At 65.6% G+C, this 15,304-nt stretch carries 16 protein-coding genes; 6 read left to right on the forward strand and 10 right to left on the reverse strand.

From position 1 onward, the window contains the following. Nucleotides 1-9: 9 nt before the first annotated feature. The 5 genes from U5N23_RS32145 to U5N23_RS32165 form a co-directional block, all read right to left on the reverse strand. Nucleotides 10-738, reverse strand: coding sequence for an ABC transporter ATP-binding protein (locus U5N23_RS32145; RefSeq protein ID WP_322596727.1), 729 nt, complete (start codon nt 736-738; stop codon nt 10-12). A 2-nt stretch (nt 739-740) separates the two neighbouring features. After that, complete coding sequence (locus tag U5N23_RS32150) at nt 741-1,523, reverse strand: ABC transporter ATP-binding protein (RefSeq protein ID WP_322596728.1); 783 nt, start codon at nt 1,521-1,523, stop codon at nt 741-743. 20 nt (nt 1,524-1,543) lie between these two features. Next, complete coding sequence (locus tag U5N23_RS32155) at nt 1,544-2,623, reverse strand: ABC transporter permease subunit (protein WP_322596729.1); 1,080 nt, start codon at nt 2,621-2,623, stop codon at nt 1,544-1,546. Between the two features lie 10 nt (nt 2,624-2,633). Then, nucleotides 2,634-3,563 carry a branched-chain amino acid ABC transporter permease gene (locus U5N23_RS32160; RefSeq protein WP_322596730.1) on the reverse strand — a complete coding sequence of 310 codons (930 nt, stop codon included), beginning with the start codon at nt 3,561-3,563 and terminating at the stop codon, nt 2,634-2,636. A gap of 318 nt (nt 3,564-3,881) precedes the next feature. After that, on the reverse strand, nt 3,882-5,225 hold the full coding sequence (locus tag U5N23_RS32165; protein WP_322596731.1) for a replication-associated recombination protein A: 1,344 nt from the start codon (nt 5,223-5,225) through the stop codon (nt 3,882-3,884). A 204-nt stretch (nt 5,226-5,429) separates the two neighbouring features. Here U5N23_RS32165 and U5N23_RS32170 point away from each other — a divergent pair, with 204 nt between their 5' ends. Continuing rightward, complete coding sequence (locus U5N23_RS32170) at nt 5,430-5,864, forward strand: hypothetical protein (protein ID WP_322596732.1); 435 nt, start codon at nt 5,430-5,432, stop codon at nt 5,862-5,864. Between the two features lie 47 nt (nt 5,865-5,911). Next, the gene (locus U5N23_RS32175) at nt 5,912-6,277 is read left to right on the forward strand and encodes a hypothetical protein (protein ID WP_322596733.1); all 366 of its coding nucleotides are present in this window, start codon (nt 5,912-5,914) and stop codon (nt 6,275-6,277) included. 12 nt (nt 6,278-6,289) lie between these two features. On the opposite strand, the gene lolA is transcribed toward U5N23_RS32175, so the two are convergent. Genes lolA through U5N23_RS32190 form a run of 3 tightly spaced genes read right to left on the reverse strand, consistent with a single transcriptional unit; the run spans nt 6,290 to nt 10,022 of the window. Next, nucleotides 6,290-6,922: an outer membrane lipoprotein chaperone LolA gene (lolA, locus tag U5N23_RS32180; protein ID WP_322596734.1), complete on the reverse strand. Its 633-nt coding sequence runs from the start codon at nt 6,920-6,922 to the stop codon at nt 6,290-6,292. A gap of 40 nt (nt 6,923-6,962) precedes the next feature. Next, on the reverse strand, nt 6,963-9,299 hold the full coding sequence (locus U5N23_RS32185) for a DNA translocase FtsK (RefSeq protein ID WP_322596735.1): 2,337 nt from the start codon (nt 9,297-9,299) through the stop codon (nt 6,963-6,965). Between the two features lie 45 nt (nt 9,300-9,344). After that, on the reverse strand, nt 9,345-10,022 hold the full coding sequence (locus U5N23_RS32190) for a Crp/Fnr family transcriptional regulator (RefSeq protein WP_322596736.1): 678 nt from the start codon (nt 10,020-10,022) through the stop codon (nt 9,345-9,347). Between the two features lie 210 nt (nt 10,023-10,232). Between U5N23_RS32190 and trxB the strand changes: the two genes are divergently transcribed. The 3 genes from trxB to rpmG all read left to right on the forward strand — a co-directional run bounded on the left by trxB (nt 10,233) and on the right by rpmG (nt 11,850). Beyond that, nucleotides 10,233-11,186, forward strand: a complete 954-nt coding sequence (gene trxB, locus U5N23_RS32195; protein WP_322596737.1) for a thioredoxin-disulfide reductase — start codon at nt 10,233-10,235, stop codon at nt 11,184-11,186. A 248-nt stretch (nt 11,187-11,434) separates the two neighbouring features. Continuing rightward, nucleotides 11,435-11,668 (forward strand): 50S ribosomal protein L28, encoded by a 234-nt coding sequence (gene rpmB / locus U5N23_RS32200; RefSeq protein ID WP_007859763.1) that lies wholly within the window; start codon nt 11,435-11,437, stop codon nt 11,666-11,668. 11 nt (nt 11,669-11,679) lie between these two features. Next, nucleotides 11,680-11,850 (forward strand): 50S ribosomal protein L33, encoded by a 171-nt coding sequence (rpmG, locus tag U5N23_RS32205; RefSeq protein ID WP_007859760.1) that lies wholly within the window; start codon nt 11,680-11,682, stop codon nt 11,848-11,850. A 59-nt stretch (nt 11,851-11,909) separates the two neighbouring features. Here the strand turns inward: rpmG and U5N23_RS32210 are convergent, their stop codons facing one another. Further along, nucleotides 11,910-13,403, reverse strand: coding sequence for a PLP-dependent aminotransferase family protein (locus tag U5N23_RS32210; protein ID WP_322596738.1), 1,494 nt, complete (start codon nt 13,401-13,403; stop codon nt 11,910-11,912). Nucleotides 13,404-13,556: 153 nt separating this feature from the next. Between U5N23_RS32210 and U5N23_RS32215 the strand changes: the two genes are divergently transcribed. After that, on the forward strand, nt 13,557-13,982 hold the full coding sequence (locus U5N23_RS32215; RefSeq protein ID WP_322596739.1) for a hypothetical protein: 426 nt from the start codon (nt 13,557-13,559) through the stop codon (nt 13,980-13,982). Here U5N23_RS32215 and U5N23_RS32220 read toward each other — a convergent pair. Then, entirely contained in the window at nt 13,957-15,171 is a 1,215-nt protein-coding gene (locus U5N23_RS32220) for a fatty acid desaturase (RefSeq protein WP_322596740.1), read from the reverse strand. The genes U5N23_RS32215 and U5N23_RS32220 overlap by 26 nt on opposite strands. Nucleotides 15,172-15,304: the final 133 nt, after the last annotated feature.

Here is a 15,304-nt window from a genome sequence, read left to right on the forward strand (position 1 = left end):
ATCCGGGGTTTACTCGCCCAGGTAGGCGGCACGCACCTTGGGATCGCTCAGCAGCTCCTTGCCCGGGCCGGTCATGGTGATCAGGCCCGACTCCATCACGTAGCCCCGGTCGGCGATCGCCAGGGCGCGGCTGGCGTTCTGCTCCACCAGCACAATGGTCACACCCAGGGCGTACACGTCGCGCACCACCTCGAAGATCTTGTCCACCATGATGGGCGACAGGCCCATCGAGGGCTCGTCCAGCAGCAGCACCTTGGGCTGGCTCATCAGCGCGCGGCCCATGGCCAGCATCTGCTGCTCGCCGCCCGACATGGTGCCGGCCAGCTGGTCCTTGCGCTCGCGCAGGCGCGGGAAGATGGTGAACATCTTCTCGATGTCGGCCAGGATGCCCGCCTTGTCCTTGCGGATGTAGGCACCCATCTGCAGGTTCTCGGTGATGGTCATGCGCGCGAACACGCCGCGCCCTTCCGGCACCATCACCAGGCCGTCCTTGACCAAGTCCCAGGCGCCCTTGCCCTTGATGCTCTTGCCCAGGTACTCGATGTCGCCATCGCCCATGGGCAGCGTGCCGGTGATGGCCTTCATGGTGGTGGTCTTGCCGGCACCGTTGGAGCCGATGAGCGAGACCAGCTCGCCTTCACGCACTTCGAAGTCCACGCCCTTGACGGCCTGGATACCGCCGTAGCCCACTTTCAGGCCCTTGACCTGCAGCAGTACCTTGTTGGATTTTTCGGCCATTCTCAGTGTCCTCCGGTGCCCAGATAGGCCTCAATCACTTTTTCGTTCTTCTGCACGGTGGCAGGCGTGCCTTCGGCGATCTGCTTGCCGTAGTCCAGCACCGTCACGCGGTCGCACAGGCCCATCACCAGCTTCACGTCGTGCTCGATGAGCAGGATGGTGCGGTTGTCGTTGCGGATGCGGTCGATCAGCTCGCGCAGCTGCACCTTCTCGGTCGCGTTCATGCCGGCGGCCGGCTCGTCCAGCGCGATCAGCTGGGGGTCGGTGGCCAGGGCGCGGGCAATCTCCAGGCGGCGCTGGTCGCCGTAGCTCAGCGTGCGCGCCTTGTAGTCAGCGAACTTGCCGATGCCCACATAGTCGAGCAGCTCCTGCGCACGCTTGGCAATGGCCAGCTCTTCTTCCTTGAAGCTCTTGGTGCGCAGTATCGCGCCCAGCAGACCGGACTTGGTACGGATGTGGCGGCCCACCATCACGTTTTCGAGCGCCGTCATTTCGGCGAACAGACGGATGTTCTGGAAGGTGCGGGCAATGCCCGCCTTGGCCACCTCGTGCACGGCCGTGGGCTCGTAGGGCTTGCCTGCGAGCTCGAAGGTGCCGGCGTCGGGGGTGTACAGGCCGGTGATCACGTTGAAGAACGTGGTCTTGCCAGCACCGTTGGGACCGATCAGGCCATAGACCTGGCCGCGCTCAATCGTGATGCCGACGTCGGAGAGGGCCTGCAAGCCGCCAAAGCGCTTGGAAATGCCGGCAACCTTCAGCACCACTTCATTGGATTTCTCTGCCATGTTCTAACTTTCGGTGGTGTTCAGGACTTCTGCGTGAGGCTCTTGCCATGGTCGGGCGCAGGCCACAGACCACGGGGGCGCATCAGCATGATGACGATCATGGCCACGGCAATCAGGAACTGGCGCAGGATGGCGGAATCGAGGCGGCCATCGGTCATGGCCTGCAGCGGGCCGGCCACGTAGCGCAGCACTTCGGGCAGGGCCGACAGCAGCACGGCGCCCAGGATCACGCCGGGGATGTGGCCGATGCCGCCGAGCACCACCATGGCGACGATCATGACCGACTCCATCAGGCTGAAGGACTCGGGCGAGACGAAGCCCTGGAAGGCACCGAACATGGCACCCGAGACGCCGCCGAACGAGGCGCCCATGCCGAAGGCCAGCAGCTTGAGGTTGCGGGTGTTGATGCCCATGGCCTTGGCGGCGATTTCGTCTTCGCGGATGGCCATCCAGGCGCGGCCGATGCGCGAGTCCTGCAGGCGGTAGCAGATGACGATGCTGATGATCACCAGCACCAGGAACAGGTAGTAGTACAGCGTGACGGAGTTGATCTCGAAGCCGAAAAGCTCCAGCCGCTTGCCCAGGTCCAGGCCGAAGATCTTGACCGAATCGATCTGCCCGAGGCCCTTGGGGCCGTTGGTCAGGTTGACGGGGTGGTCCAGGTTGTTCAGGAAGATGCGGATGATTTCACCGAAGCCCAGCGTCACGATGGCCAGGTAGTCGCCGCGCAGCTTGAGCGTGGGCGCCCCGAGCAAGGCCCCGAACAAGGCCGCGACCAAGGCCGCCACCGGTATCACCAGCCACAGCGAGGTGTGCAGCCCGTTGGGGAACATGGCGGCGAACGCGGCAAAGGTATCGGCCAGGTGGGGCGATGCCATCAGCGCGAACAGGTAGGCACCCACGGCGTAGAACGCCACGTAGCCCAGGTCGAGCAGGCCGGCGTAGCCGACGACGATGTTCAGGCCCAGGGCCAGCATCACGTACAGCAGGGCCAGGTCGGCGATCCGCACCCAGGCGTTGCCGAAGTACTGGAGGATCAGCGGGAGGATCAGCAGCGCGATGCCGCCAGCGATCCATTTGGCAAGGTTGTTGTTCTTCATGACAGGGTCCTCAGGCTCGATCCGCCACACGCTCGCCCAGCAGGCCCGAGGGGCGCAGCGTGAGGATGATGATCAGCACGATGAAAGCAAAGATGTCGGTGTAGTGGCTGCCCAGCAGGCCGCCAGTGAGGGTGCCGATGTAGCCCGAGCCGATGGCTTCGATCAGGCCCAGCAGGATGCCGCCGACCACCGCGCCGGCCAGGTTGCCGATGCCGCCGAACACGGCTGCCGTGAAGGCCTTGAGGCCCGGCAGAAAGCCCATGGTGTGCTGCGCCGTGCCGTAGTTGGAGGCATACATGATGCCGGCGATGGCCGCCAGGACGGCGCCGATGATGAAGGTGGCGGAGATCACCATGTCGGGCTTGACGCCCATCAGCGAGGCCACGCGGGGGTTCTCCGCCGTGGCGCGCATCGCGCGACCCAGGTTCGTGTGGTTCACCAGGTAGACCAGCGAGGCCAGGGCGATCGCCGTCACGCCCAGGATCAGGATCTGGGTGGGGGTGATGAAGGCGCCGCCGATCTCGAACGGCGAGCTGGGCAGCATCGTCGGATAGGGCTTGTAGTTGGGCTTCCAGATGATCATGGCCAGCGTCTGCAGCAGGATGGACATGCCGATCGCGGTGATCAGGGGGGCCAGGCGCGGGCTGCTGCGCAGCGGCCGGTAGGCGACTTTTTCGATCACGAAGTTCAGGGTGGCGGCGACCACGCAGGCAATGATGGTCGCCAACAGCAGGATCAGCCAGCCGGGTGCGTCGGGCATCGCCCCTTGCATCAGGCCGATACAGCTCCAACTGGTGAGTGCACCGATCATGAGCACCTCGCCATGGGCGAAGTTGATCAGTTGAATAATGCCGTACACCATCGTATAGCCCAAGGCTATCAAGGCATACATGCTGCCGAGAACCAGACCGTTGATGATCTGTTGCAGCAAAATGTCCATAAGAGAAGTCCTTCGTTTGTAACGCACCCCAAGCGCAGGCACCGGAATCGGTACAGCCTTGTGGGCCCGACTGCCATCTAGCAAAAAACCCGCCAGAAATGCAGCTGTGCGGGTTTGTGGACGGGATTGTAGCCAGTAGTGTCAGGAGCCCCTCTCCATGATTGGCGGGGTTTTCCCTCGGGTTCATCGGTTCATCAGTGACCGCCCGGGTACATAAGTAATTTTGATGCACGCAAGAATATTGCTGAGCAAACTTATTACTGGAATCATGCAAAATCGGCATAGCGCCGGTTTGGGGGCCATTTCCCCTGCAACCCATCAATCCTCGGGCAGGGCTGTGCCATCGGCCGTGGTATTGCGATTGCGCAGTTCACGCAATTTCTGTGCGATCTTGATTTCGAGCCCACGCTCCACCGGCTGGTAGAAACCGGGCGCCGGCATGCCTTCGGGCAGGTAGTTTTCTCCGGCTGCAAAGCCCCCCTCCTCGTCGTGCGCGTAGCGGTAGCCCTTGCCGTAGTCGAGTTGCTTCATGAGCTTTGTCGGTGCATTGCGCAGGTGCATGGGCACAGGGCGCGTCCCGTCCTGCTTGACCCAGGCGCGCGCGGCGTTGTAGGCCTTGTAGACGGCATTCGACTTGGGCGCCACGGCCAGGTAGACCACGCACTCGGCCAGCGCCAGCTCGCCTTCGGGCGTGCCCAGGCGCTCGTAGACCTCGGCGGCATCGAGCGCCAGGCGCAGCGCACGCGGGTCGGCCAGGCCGATGTCCTCGCTGGCCATGCGCACCAGGCGCCGGGCCATGTAGCGCGGATCGGCCCCGCCGTCGAGCATGCGCACCAGCCAGTACAGCGCCGCATCGGGGTCGGAGCCGCGCACGGATTTGTGCAGCGCGCTGATGGTGTCGTAGAACTGCTCCCCGCCCTTGTCGTAGCGGCGCATGCGCTCGCCCAGCACCTTGAGCAGCCACTCGTCCGTGATCTCGGCCAGTTGCTCCTGCGTGGCCGCCATGGCCAGGGTTTCCAGCGTGTTGAGCAGGCGCCGCGCATCGCCGTCGGCATAGGCCACGAGCCGGTCGATGGCGTCTTGCTCGATCGCGGGCAGCGCCTTGTGCGCCTGGGCCAGGGCCACGAGCTGCTGCAGGTCCTCGGTCGACAGCGGTTGCAGCACATACACCGCCGCGCGCGAGAGCAGCGCGGAATTGACCTCGAACGAGGGGTTCTCGGTGGTCGCGCCGATGAAGGTGAACAGGCCGCTTTCCACATGCGGCAAAAACGCGTCCTGCTGGCTCTTGTTGAAGCGGTGCACCTCGTCGACGAAGACGATGGTGCGCTGCTGCATGAGGCCATCGCGCGCGAGTTCGGCGCGCTCCACCGCCTCGCGGATGTCCTTGACCCCGCCCAGCACCGCGCTGATGCTGATGAACTGCGCATCGAAGGCATCGGCCATGAGCCGCGCGATGGTGGTCTTGCCCACGCCCGGCGGGCCCCACAGGATGCAGCTGTGCGGGCGGCCCGACTCGAAGGCCAGGCGCAGCGGCATGCCGGGCCCCAGCACCTGCTGCTGCCCGATCACCTCCGCGAGCGTGCGCGGGCGCAGGCGCTCGGCCAGCGGCTGGTGGGCTGCGCCAGAGGAGGGAGGGGACGAAGGACTGCGGGAGGTACTCATGGAAACAGCCGAAAGGGAACAGCGAATGCCATGGCATTCAGGTGAAGGCACGGCGGCAGACTGCAAGCCGGTGGCAGGCCCCGATTCCAACACAGCCGCATGCCCCAGATGCCGAAAATGTCACACAAGCCCGCAGACACTGGCGCGAGGCGGTGCCTGCATCGCTTATAAAGCCCGGCAGAACAATCACTGCCTTCTTCTTCCATGACCATGACACACTGGCACAGGGCCCTGCGGCTTCTCGTACTGGCCCTGCTGGGCTTTCTGCAGCCCATGTTCCCCGCCCATGCGCAGGAGGCCACCACCCAGGCCAGCACACCGGATGCGGCCACCGCCCTGGCGGGCTGGTGGGAGGAGTATTCCCCCTCGTCCAACATCGTGCAGTTTCTGCCCGATGGCACGGTCAGGCTCTACCTGAAGAAGGACGAGATCGGCGCGCTGCGCACCCTGGACGGCACCTGGAAGCTTGCGAACGACCAGACCAGCATCGAGATGGTGTTCACCGTTCTCGGCCGCACCCTGAACCGCCAGGCGCAGATATCCTTCGAAGGGGCCGAAATGGTCCTCTCCGACAGCGGGGCGAAAAAGACCCGGCACCGCAGGCATTCGGGCCAGTTGCCTGCCGTCTACCGCTGGTGACAACACGCCTTTGCATGATCCCACCTGTCCTCCCAAAGAACTGAACCATGACGCATCCATCAAGCTTTGCCAAACCCAGCCTGCTGCTGGGCCTGACCCTCGCCCTGCTGTGCGGCGCCGCCCACGCCGATGTGACCGAAGCCGAGGCCATCGAGGCCCAGTTGGGCTCGGCCCTGGCGTCGGCCGATTTCGCGGCCAAGAACTGCCCCAACCTCAGCGTCAACGACGACAAGGTGCAGGACCTGCTCAAGCGCATCAAGAAAAGCGCGGCAGACCTGCGTGCCGGCGAGGACTACGACGAGCAGCGCACCGTGGTCCAGCAGCTGGAAAAGCAGCAGGGCCGCGCCATGATCTGCATGGTGCTGCCCTCGGCGCACGGCGGCTATGCGCGCGGCGTCATCCAAAAGAAATAGGCGCTGCGGCAGTTACTGCTTGACCACGTCGGCCCCGGCGGGCGGCTTGAACTGGAAGGTGCCGGCCGGCAGCGACGGGTTGGCCTGCATGCCGCTGAAGCGGATGGCCGAGCGCTGGCCGAAGCTGTCCAGGATGTCCAGGGCCGCGAGCTGCTCGCCGGCAAAGCCCACGCGCACGCTCTGCAGCTGCCCGTCCTTGGCCTTGGGGCGTGCCAGCACCCACTGCAAGCCGTCGGCCTCGGGCGCCGCCTCGAGCGTGAAATCGGCCTTGAGCGCCGACAGGTCGGGTGCCGATGCCAGCAAGGCCGCCGGCGTGGTGCCCAGGGCCTGGGCCTGGGCGCGCTGCGTCACCTGATTCAGGTCGACGTCATGCAGCCACAGGGTCTGGCCATCGGCCACGATGGTCTGCTCGAACGGCTTCTTGTAGACGAACTTGAAGCGCCCGGGGCGCTGGAACTCGAACGAGCCGCTGGAATTCTTGGTGCGCGCCGTCTGCCCCTCCTTGGGCGGCGAGGTCACCACCTGGGTGAACTCGGCCCGGCCCGTCTGGGTGCTCTTCATGAAGGATTCGAGGCTCTTGAGCCCGTCCGCACTGGCCATTGAGGCACTGGCGGCGATCACGATGGCTGTCACAACTTTTTTCAAAAATAGACTCCTTGGGTGGGGCGCAGGTGCCCGCAGCCCCTTATTCGGGGCGCGCAGGCACCAGCACTTCGCGTTGGCCGCTGGCGGTGAGGCCGCTGACCAGGCCGGCCTTCTCCATGTCCTCCAGCAGGCGCGCGGACCGGTTGTAGCCGATGCGCAGCTTGCGCTGGACGTAGGAGATGCTGGCCTTGCGGTCCTTGAGGACCACTTCCACGGCCTGGTCGTACATCGGGTCTTTTTCACCCCCTTCACCGCCACCGCCCTCCCCTGACAGATCCCCGTCGCCGTCCACAGTTCCGCCTTCGAGCACGCCTTCTATGTAGTCCGGCTCCCCTTGTTCCTTGAGATAATGGACGACACGGTGGACTTCCTCGTCCGAGACGAAGGCGCCGTGCACGCGGATCGGCAGGCCGGTGCCGCTGGCCATGTAGAGCATGTCGCCCATGCCCAGCAGCGCTTCGGCCCCCATCTGGTCGAGGATGGTGCGGCTGTCGATCTTGCTGCTGACCTGGAAGGCGATGCGCGTCGGGATGTTGGCCTTGATCAGGCCGGTGATCACATCCACGCTGGGGCGCTGCGTGGCCAGGATCAGGTGGATGCCGGCGGCACGGGCCTTCTGCGCCAGGCGCGCGATCAGCTCTTCGATCTTCTTGCCCACCACCATCATCAGGTCGGCCAGCTCGTCGATGACGACCACGATGTGCGGCAGGCGCTGCAGCGGCTCGGGCTCCTCGGGCGTGAGGCTGAAGGGGTTGTAGATGAACTCCTCGCGCGCCTTGGCCTCGTCGATCTTGACGTTGTAGCCGGCCAGGTTGCGCACGCCGAGCTTGCTCATGAGCTTGTAGCGGCGCTCCATTTCGGCCACGCACCAGTTCAGGCCGTTGGCGGCCTGCTTCATGTCGGTGACCACGGGCGCAAGCAGGTGCGGAATGCCTTCGTAGACCGACATTTCCAGCATCTTCGGGTCGATCATCAGCAGGCGCACGTCGCGCGCCTCGGCCTTGTACAGCAGCGAGAGGATCATGGCGTTGATCCCCACCGACTTGCCCGAGCCCGTGGTACCGGCCACCAGCACGTGCGGCATCTTGGCCAGGTCGGCCACCACCGGATTGCCCACGATGTCCTTGCCCAGGCCCATGGTGAGCATGCTCTTGGCCTCGTGGTAGACCTGCGAGCCGAGGATCTCGGACAGGCGGATGGACTGGCGCTTGGCATTGGGCAGCTCCAGCGCCATGAAGTTCTTGCCGGGGATGGTCTCCACCACGCGGATGGACACCAGGCTCAGCGAGCGCGCCAGATCCTTGGCCAGGCCCACGATCTGCGAGCCCTTCACGCCCGTGGCGGGTTCGATCTCGTAGCGCGTGATCACCGGGCCGGGCATGGCCGCCACCACGCGCACTTCGACGCCAAAGTCCTTGAGCTTTTTCTCGATCAGGCGGCTGGTCATCTCCAGCGTCTCGGGCGCCACGGTCTCCTGGCGCTGCTGCGGGCCGTCGAGCAGGTCGACCATCGGCAGCTTGCTGTCGGGCATCTCGGTGAACAGGGGCTTTTGCCGCTCCTTGACCACGCGTGTGCTCAGTGGCGGGTCGACCAGAATCGGCTCGATGATCTGCACCGGTTGCGGGTGGTGCTCCTCGCTCTCGGTCTTCTCTTCCAGCACCACCACGGCGCGCTCGCGCGCCGCCTTGCGGCCCACCGCCACGTCCTTGGCCACTTCGCGCTGCGTGCGGCGCGACTGCACCAGCGCATCGATGCGCCCGCCCAGCACCTCGGCCACATGGCCCCAGGAGAAACGGAACACCAGCGCCGCGCCCAGCACGGCGAGCACGATGCACAGCAGGGCCGAGCCGGTGAAGCCCAGCCACTTGACGCTGGCCGGCCCCGTGAGGTAGCCGAGCACCCCGCCGGCATGGCCGGGCAGCAGCGATTCGAAGCGGTACAGGCGCGACCATTCGAGCGCGGTGCTGGCACACATCAGCACCACCAGCCCGCCCCAGAACAGGCCGCGGCGCGCCATGGGGCTCAGGGCACCGGGCAGCACCTCGCCGCCGCGCATCCAGCGCGCCAGCGATGACAGCCAGGAGCGCACGCCTGCCGCCACGCACCACCAGACCGAAAAGCCCAGGGCAAAGTAGCTGCCGTCGGCCAGCCAGGCACCCAGGCGCCCGGCCCAGTTGAGCACGGCGCGCGAGTCCGAAGGACCCGAGGAGGACCAGGCGGCGTCCTGCGCCGAATAGCTGACCAGCGCCAGCAGCCAGAAGACCAGGGCCAGGAGCCCCAGCACCAGGCCGATTTCATGCCCGAAGCGGGCCGCTCCCGAGCGGGGCGACGACTTCGCGGCGGACGATGCGTTCAGGGTATTGAGTGAATAGGTCATAGGCGCGCAGCGAGCTTACCCCATGGAGCCAGCCCGGCAGGCCGCTCAGCCCAGCGCGTCCAGCCGATCCTTGAGCAGCGTGGCGCCGGTGGGCAGCACCTCGATGAAGCCACGCTCCTCCAGGTCCTTCATGACGCGGCTGACCATTTCGCGCGAGGCGCCGACCATCTTGGCCAGGTCCTGGCGCGAGATCTTGTCGCGGATGATGCGCTGGCCCTGGGCGTCGGTGACCGCAAAATCCAGCAGGGCATGGGCCACGCGGCCGTACACATCCAGCAGGGCCAGGGATTCGATCTTGCGGTCGGCATGGCGCAGGCGCTTGACCAGGCCGCGCATGACCACCAGCGACATGGAGGCGTTCTCGGTCAGGCAGCGCGCGAACTCGGTGCGCCCGAGCATCAGCACATCGGTCTGCACCTCGGCGCGCACCGTGGCCGAATGGGGTTCATTGTCGATGATGCTCATCTCGCCCAGGTAGTCCCCCTGCGAGAGCGTGGCCAGGATCACCTCGCGCCCGCGGCTGTCGGTGGTGAGCACGCGCGCCCGCCCGGTGAGCAGGATGAACAGCGCGTTGGATTTTTGCCCCTGCTCGACCAGCGCCTCGCCGCGCTTGAAGCGCCTCTTGACCACGGCACCGCTGATCACCTCGGCCTGCGGCATGGTGAGCAGCGAGAACAGTGGCACCCGGCGCAGCAGGTCCAGGTTGGACAACATCGTTGACATGGAAACTTCTCCTCTCAAAAGGCGCGGCTCCACCGGTGCCGCAGCGGGTTATTCAGGGCGCTATCTCCTGCACTCTGATCGGTTCTTACAATCGCCGTGATTGAAAATGGGGCTGCGTGTGGAGACCGAGCGCGGTTGATACTTGGCGCCCCGCCCCCCAGCTTTCCCAACAGCGCCCCGTGTAGCGGGCGCAAAACACAGGCTTTTACCATGTCTACCACCCAACACGCGAAAGTTCTGATCCTCGGCTCCGGCCCGGCTGGCTACACCGCAGCGGTCTACGCGGCCCGTGCCAACCTCAACCCGGTGCTGATCACCGGCATGTCCCAGGGTGGCCAGCTGATGACCACGACCGAAGTCGACAACTGGCCGGCCGACGTGCATGGCGTGCAGGGGCCGGAACTGATGCAGCGTTTCCTGGAGCATGCCGAGCGCTTCAAGACCCAGGTCATCTTCGACCACATCAACAAGGTCGACTTCAGCAAGCGCCCGTTCACCCTCACCGGCGACAGCGGCACCTACACCTGTGACGCGCTCATCCTGGCGACCGGCGCATCGGCCAAGTACCTGGGCCTGCCCTCCGAAGAAGCGTTCATGGGCCGCGGCGTGTCGGGCTGCGCCACCTGCGACGGTTTTTTCTACCGCGACAAGCCTGTGGCGGTGGTCGGCGGCGGCAACACGGCCGTCGAAGAAGCGTTGTATCTCTCCAACATCGCCAGCAAGGTCACCATGGTGCACCGCCGCGACAAGTTCAAGGCCGAGCCCATCCTGGTGGACAAGCTCAACGAGAAGGTCGCTGCCGGCAAGATCGAGCTCAAGCTGTTCAACACCCTGGACGAGGTGCTGGGCGATGCCACCGGCGTGACCGGCATCCGCATCAAGAGCACCAAGGACGGCAGCACCGAGGACATCACGCTGCACGGCTGCTTCATCGCCATCGGCCACTCGCCCAACACCGACATCTTCAAGGGTCAGCTGGAGATGGAGGGTGGCTACCTCATCACCCAGGGCGGCTTGAAGGGCTTTGCCACGCAGACCAGTGTGCCGGGCGTGTTCGCGGCCGGCGACGTGGCCGACCACGTGTACCGCCAGGCCATCACCAGCGCCGGCACGGGCTGCATGGCCGCGCTCGACGCCCAGCGCTTCCTCGAACAGCAGGAATGAAAACTGCCGCCCGGTGCGCGATTTGACGCGCTGGCGCGCGGGCCGCTATAATCCGAGGCTTTCCTGAATTCAGGCGGGTATTTTCGTACCCGCTTTTCCTGCAGGCAAAAATCCAATCGGGCCGGCCATATCGGTCGTCCCGGGGTTACCGCCACCCTTTCTGGCGAGGTGAGGCCGCACGCTGTGCTGCTGGGAAACATCCCTGCAGCACGCAGCGAGCAGCCGTTAAAAAGTATCGGAGTGTCCTCATGGCACGCGTCTGCGACGTAACGGGCAAGAAGCCCATGGTCGGGAACAATGTTTCCCACGCCAACAACAAAACCAAGCGCCGGTTCCTGCCGAACCTGCAATACCGCCGTTTCTGGGTCGAGACCGAAAACCGCTGGGTTCGCCTGCGCGTTTCGAGCGCTGCCCTGCGTTTGATCGACAAGAACGGTATTGACTCGGTGCTCGCAGACCTGCGCGCACGTGGCCAGGCTTAAGGAGAAACACCATGGCAAGCAAAGGCGGACGCGACAAGATCAAGCTGGAATCCACTGCGGGTACCGGCCACTTCTACACGACGACGAAGAACAAGAAGACCATGCCCGAAAAGATGCTGATCATGAAATTTGATCCCAAGGCACGCAAGCATGTGGAATACAAGGAAATCAAGCTGAAGTAACTCGGCTTGGTTTCCCCCAGAAAAAGCCGCCCGGCCCCGTGCCCGGCGGCTTTTCTCTTTCAGGCCGCCTGGCGCTGGGGTGGCATTGCGCGGACCTGCTCATGCAGCAGCCGACCGAGCTCTCCATAGGCCCACTCCACCTCGGGCGAGAAAGGCAGGCCGCAGCTCAGGCGCAAAAAGCCCTCGTAGCGGCCCGAGTTGGAAAAGATCGGCCCTGGCGCCACGCGGATGCCCAGGGCCAGCGCCTGCTCGAACAGCAGCGACGACGATACCCCCGCCGGCAACTCGATCCACAGGCTGAGCCCGCCGGGCGGCACCGACAGGCGCGTGCCCTGCGGAAAATGCCGCGCCACCATCTGCACGCTGCGCTCGCGCTGCACCCGCAGCGCGCTGCGAAAGCGGCGCAGGTGGCGCTCGTGTGCGGGCGTGCCCACGGTGCGCGCCGCCAGCAACTGGGCCCAGACCTGCATGTTGCGCGTGCGCGCGAATTTGAGAATCTGGATGCGCTCGTGCCAGCGCCCGCCATTCATCCACCCCTGGCGCAGGCCCGGCGCCAGCGTCTTGTTGAAGGACACGCAGTAGATCACCTGGCCCGTCTCGTCCCAGGCCTTGAGCGGGCGCTGGAGTTCGGGCACATCGACCAGCTCGCGGTAGATGTCGTCCTCGATCAGCGCCAGCCCGTGGCGCCGGCAGAACGCCACGAGCCGCTCCTTGTGGCTGTCGGGCATGAGCGCGCCATTGGGCATCTGCAGGTGCGGCACGACGACCACGGCCTTCAGGCGGGGTTCGTGCTGCACCGCCAGCTCCAGTGCATCGAGCGAGATGCCGGTGCGCGAGCTGCTGGGGATCTCCAGCGCGCGCAGGTTCTGCGTCTCCACCGCCTGCAGCACACCATAGAAGGTGGGCGATTCCACGGCCACCACGTCGCCGCGCTCGGTCACGGCGGCAAGCGCCAGATTCACCGCATCCGAGTTGCCCAGGGTGGCCATGACCTCCTGCGGTGCCACGTTCACGCCGACTTCCAGCGCCTGGCGGGCCATGGCCGCCTGGAACAGCGGGTGGGTGCCGGGCCGTGAATTGCCCTGCACCAGCACCTCGGGAAACTCGCGCAGCAAGGCGGCACCGATGCGGTTGAGGGTGAGGTGGTCGAACAGTTCGGGCGCGGGCATGGCGGCCCCCAGGTCCACGCGCACCTGCGCGCGCCGCCCCTGCTCCAGCCACAGCGAGATGCGCTCGTTGATGCCGGCGAACTGGGCCCCGTCGATCTGCTGCACCGGGCAGCGGGGGTCGGGCTCGCTGCTGTGGCCCAGCAGGTGCACCCGGTGGTCCTGCACGAAATAGCCGACCCGGGGACGCGCTTGCACGCTGCCCTGCGCCTCCAGGGTTCGCAGCGCCTGCAGCGCGGTCGACAGGCTCACGCCATGGCGCTGCATCAGCTCGCGCACCGAAGGCATGCGCGCCCCGGGCAGCAATACGCCCTGGGCCACCGCATGCTGGTAGTGGTCGGCCAGTTGGCGGTACAGGGGGAGGTTCTCTTCGGAAGATACGGGCATGGCGGATCGATGATGCGCCCGAATCGGCAACCAGAACAGATACAGGAATACCGAAAGCCGATCAGAACAGAGCGAAAATCAATCCGCTGCTCTGCATCGCTCACGCGGTTTCTGTATCTGTTGCGATGCAAGCTGTCACCCTAAGCTGGAGGCATGAAACAGCACCTCCACTGCACCCCCTCCTTCACGGCCAGCGGCGTTGCGCCACAGGTCGTGCACCTGCCACTGGCAGCCGGCCAGGGCCGCCTTGTCTGGCTGGATGCGGGCTGCGAACTGCGCAGCCTCTCGGGCACGGCCCTGCTGCAAAGCGCGACGCCGGGCCACCTGGGCGCCGCGCCGCCCGCCTGCCTGCCACCCCATGCGGCCTGGCGCAGCCCGCAGGGCATGTGGGTGGGCGTTCAGGCCCAGGGGTCGTCACCCGCCGCGCTCACGCTGACCATGCCAGCGGGCGCCGACCTGGCGCAGCCTGCAGAATCGCCGGGTGCCCATGAAAAAAGCCGCCCAGGGCATGGGGCCCTGCAGCGGCTTCGGCACAGCCTGAGAAAACTGCTCGTCAGGCGCGCGCAGCCCGCAGGCTGATCGAGAAATCACGCAGCGCGGCAATGCCGCTCTCTTCCGCGCGGCGGCACCAGGCCTGCAGGTCGGCCGTGAGCTGCTCGCGCGACTGCGTGGTGTTGAGCCACAGCTGGCGCAGTTCTTCGCGCATGGTCACCATCTTGTCCAGGGCCGGATGGGCGGCACGCACCTGGGCCAGTTGGGGCAAGGCACCGGCGGGCACCTTCTCGGTGTCGCGGTGCAGCCAGCGCTTGGCTGCCTTGAGCACCGAGGCGTCGGCCTGGCGGGCCTGCAGCGCGGCGATCTCTTCCCTGCACGCCTGGCGCACGCCGCGGGCATAGCCGGCCATGACCTCGTAGCGGTTGGCGATCAGCGCCTCCAGCGTCTTCTCGTCGGCCACGGGCTTGACGTCGCCGCGTTGCAGCTTGGGCGGCACCTTCTTCACGGTGGCCCAGCCGATGGACTTCATGAGGCGGATGTAGGCCCAGCCGATATCGAACTCGTAGGGCTTGACCGAGAACTTGGCCGACGTGGGGTAGGTGTGGTGGTTGTTGTGCAGCTCTTCGCCACCGATGACCACGCCCCAGGGCGAGAGGTTGGTGCTGGCGTCCGTCGCCTCGAAGTTGCGGTAACCCCAGTAGTGGCCCACGCCATTGACCACGCCCGCCGCCCAGAACGGAATCCACAGCATCTGCACGGCCCAGACGGCGGCACCTGCGGCACCGAACAGCGCCAGGTCGAGCACCAGCATCAGGCCCACGCCCTGCCAGCCGAAGCGGGTGTAGACGTTGCGCTCCATCCAGTCATCGGGCGTGCCGTGGCCGAACTTCTTCATGGTCTCCAGGTTCTTCGACTCCGCGCGGTACAGCTCGGCGCCGCGCCACATCACGGTATCGAGGCCCCGCGTCTGCGGGCTGTGCGGGTCGTCCACGGTCTCGCACTTGGCGTGGTGCTTGCGGTGGATGGCGACCCACTCCTTGGTCACCATGCCGGTGCCGAGCCACAGCCAGAAGCGGAAGAAATGCGAAGGAATCGCGTGCAGGTCCACCGAGCGGTGGGCCTGCGAGCGGTGCAGGAAAATGGTGACGGCCGCAATCGTGACGTGCGTCGTCGCGAGGGTGTACAGCACGATCTGCCACCAGGCGAGATTCCACAGGCCGTGGCCCAGCCAGTCGATGGCCGCGTTCAGTACAACCCAGTCGGGTAACAGCATATTCAGAAAGACCTTGTACAAAGTACCCCGCCACCAGCGATGGCAGGTGTGCGGATTTTAAAGGGCGCCCCCTCTTTTGGATTAGAGGTTATCCACAGTATCCAGTGTGAATTGGCCGCACCGAAGGGGATGC

The sequence above is a fragment of the Acidovorax sp. genome (genome assembly GCF_034519795.1).
In the GTDB taxonomy this organism is placed as follows: domain Bacteria; phylum Pseudomonadota; class Gammaproteobacteria; order Burkholderiales; family Burkholderiaceae_C; genus Acidovorax.

Excerpts from the sequence above, each read along its gene's own strand:
- U5N23_RS32145 (WP_322596727.1), bottom strand. The coding sequence starts at position 738 with ATGGCCGAAAAATCCAACAAGGTACTGCTGCAGGTCAAGGGCCTGAAA.
- U5N23_RS32150 (WP_322596728.1), bottom strand. The coding sequence starts at position 1,523 with ATGGCAGAGAAATCCAATGAAGTGGTGCTGAAGGTTGCCGGCATTTCC.
- U5N23_RS32155 (WP_322596729.1), bottom strand. The coding sequence starts at position 2,623 with ATGAAGAACAACAACCTTGCCAAATGGATCGCTGGCGGCATCGCGCTG.
- U5N23_RS32160 (WP_322596730.1), bottom strand. The coding sequence starts at position 3,563 with ATGGACATTTTGCTGCAACAGATCATCAACGGTCTGGTTCTCGGCAGC.
- U5N23_RS32165 (WP_322596731.1), bottom strand. The coding sequence starts at position 5,225 with ATGAGTACCTCCCGCAGTCCTTCGTCCCCTCCCTCCTCTGGCGCAGCC.
- U5N23_RS32170 (WP_322596732.1), top strand. The coding sequence starts at position 5,430 with ATGACCATGACACACTGGCACAGGGCCCTGCGGCTTCTCGTACTGGCC.
- U5N23_RS32175 (WP_322596733.1), top strand. The coding sequence starts at position 5,912 with ATGACGCATCCATCAAGCTTTGCCAAACCCAGCCTGCTGCTGGGCCTG.
- U5N23_RS32185 (WP_322596735.1), bottom strand. The coding sequence starts at position 9,299 with ATGACCTATTCACTCAATACCCTGAACGCATCGTCCGCCGCGAAGTCG.
- U5N23_RS32190 (WP_322596736.1), bottom strand. The coding sequence starts at position 10,022 with ATGTCAACGATGTTGTCCAACCTGGACCTGCTGCGCCGGGTGCCACTG.
- trxB (WP_322596737.1), top strand. The coding sequence starts at position 10,233 with ATGTCTACCACCCAACACGCGAAAGTTCTGATCCTCGGCTCCGGCCCG.
- rpmB (WP_007859763.1), top strand. The coding sequence starts at position 11,435 with ATGGCACGCGTCTGCGACGTAACGGGCAAGAAGCCCATGGTCGGGAAC.
- rpmG (WP_007859760.1), top strand. The coding sequence starts at position 11,680 with ATGGCAAGCAAAGGCGGACGCGACAAGATCAAGCTGGAATCCACTGCG.
- U5N23_RS32210 (WP_322596738.1), bottom strand. The coding sequence starts at position 13,403 with ATGCCCGTATCTTCCGAAGAGAACCTCCCCCTGTACCGCCAACTGGCC.
- U5N23_RS32215 (WP_322596739.1), top strand. The coding sequence starts at position 13,557 with ATGAAACAGCACCTCCACTGCACCCCCTCCTTCACGGCCAGCGGCGTT.
- U5N23_RS32220 (WP_322596740.1), bottom strand. The coding sequence starts at position 15,171 with ATGCTGTTACCCGACTGGGTTGTACTGAACGCGGCCATCGACTGGCTG.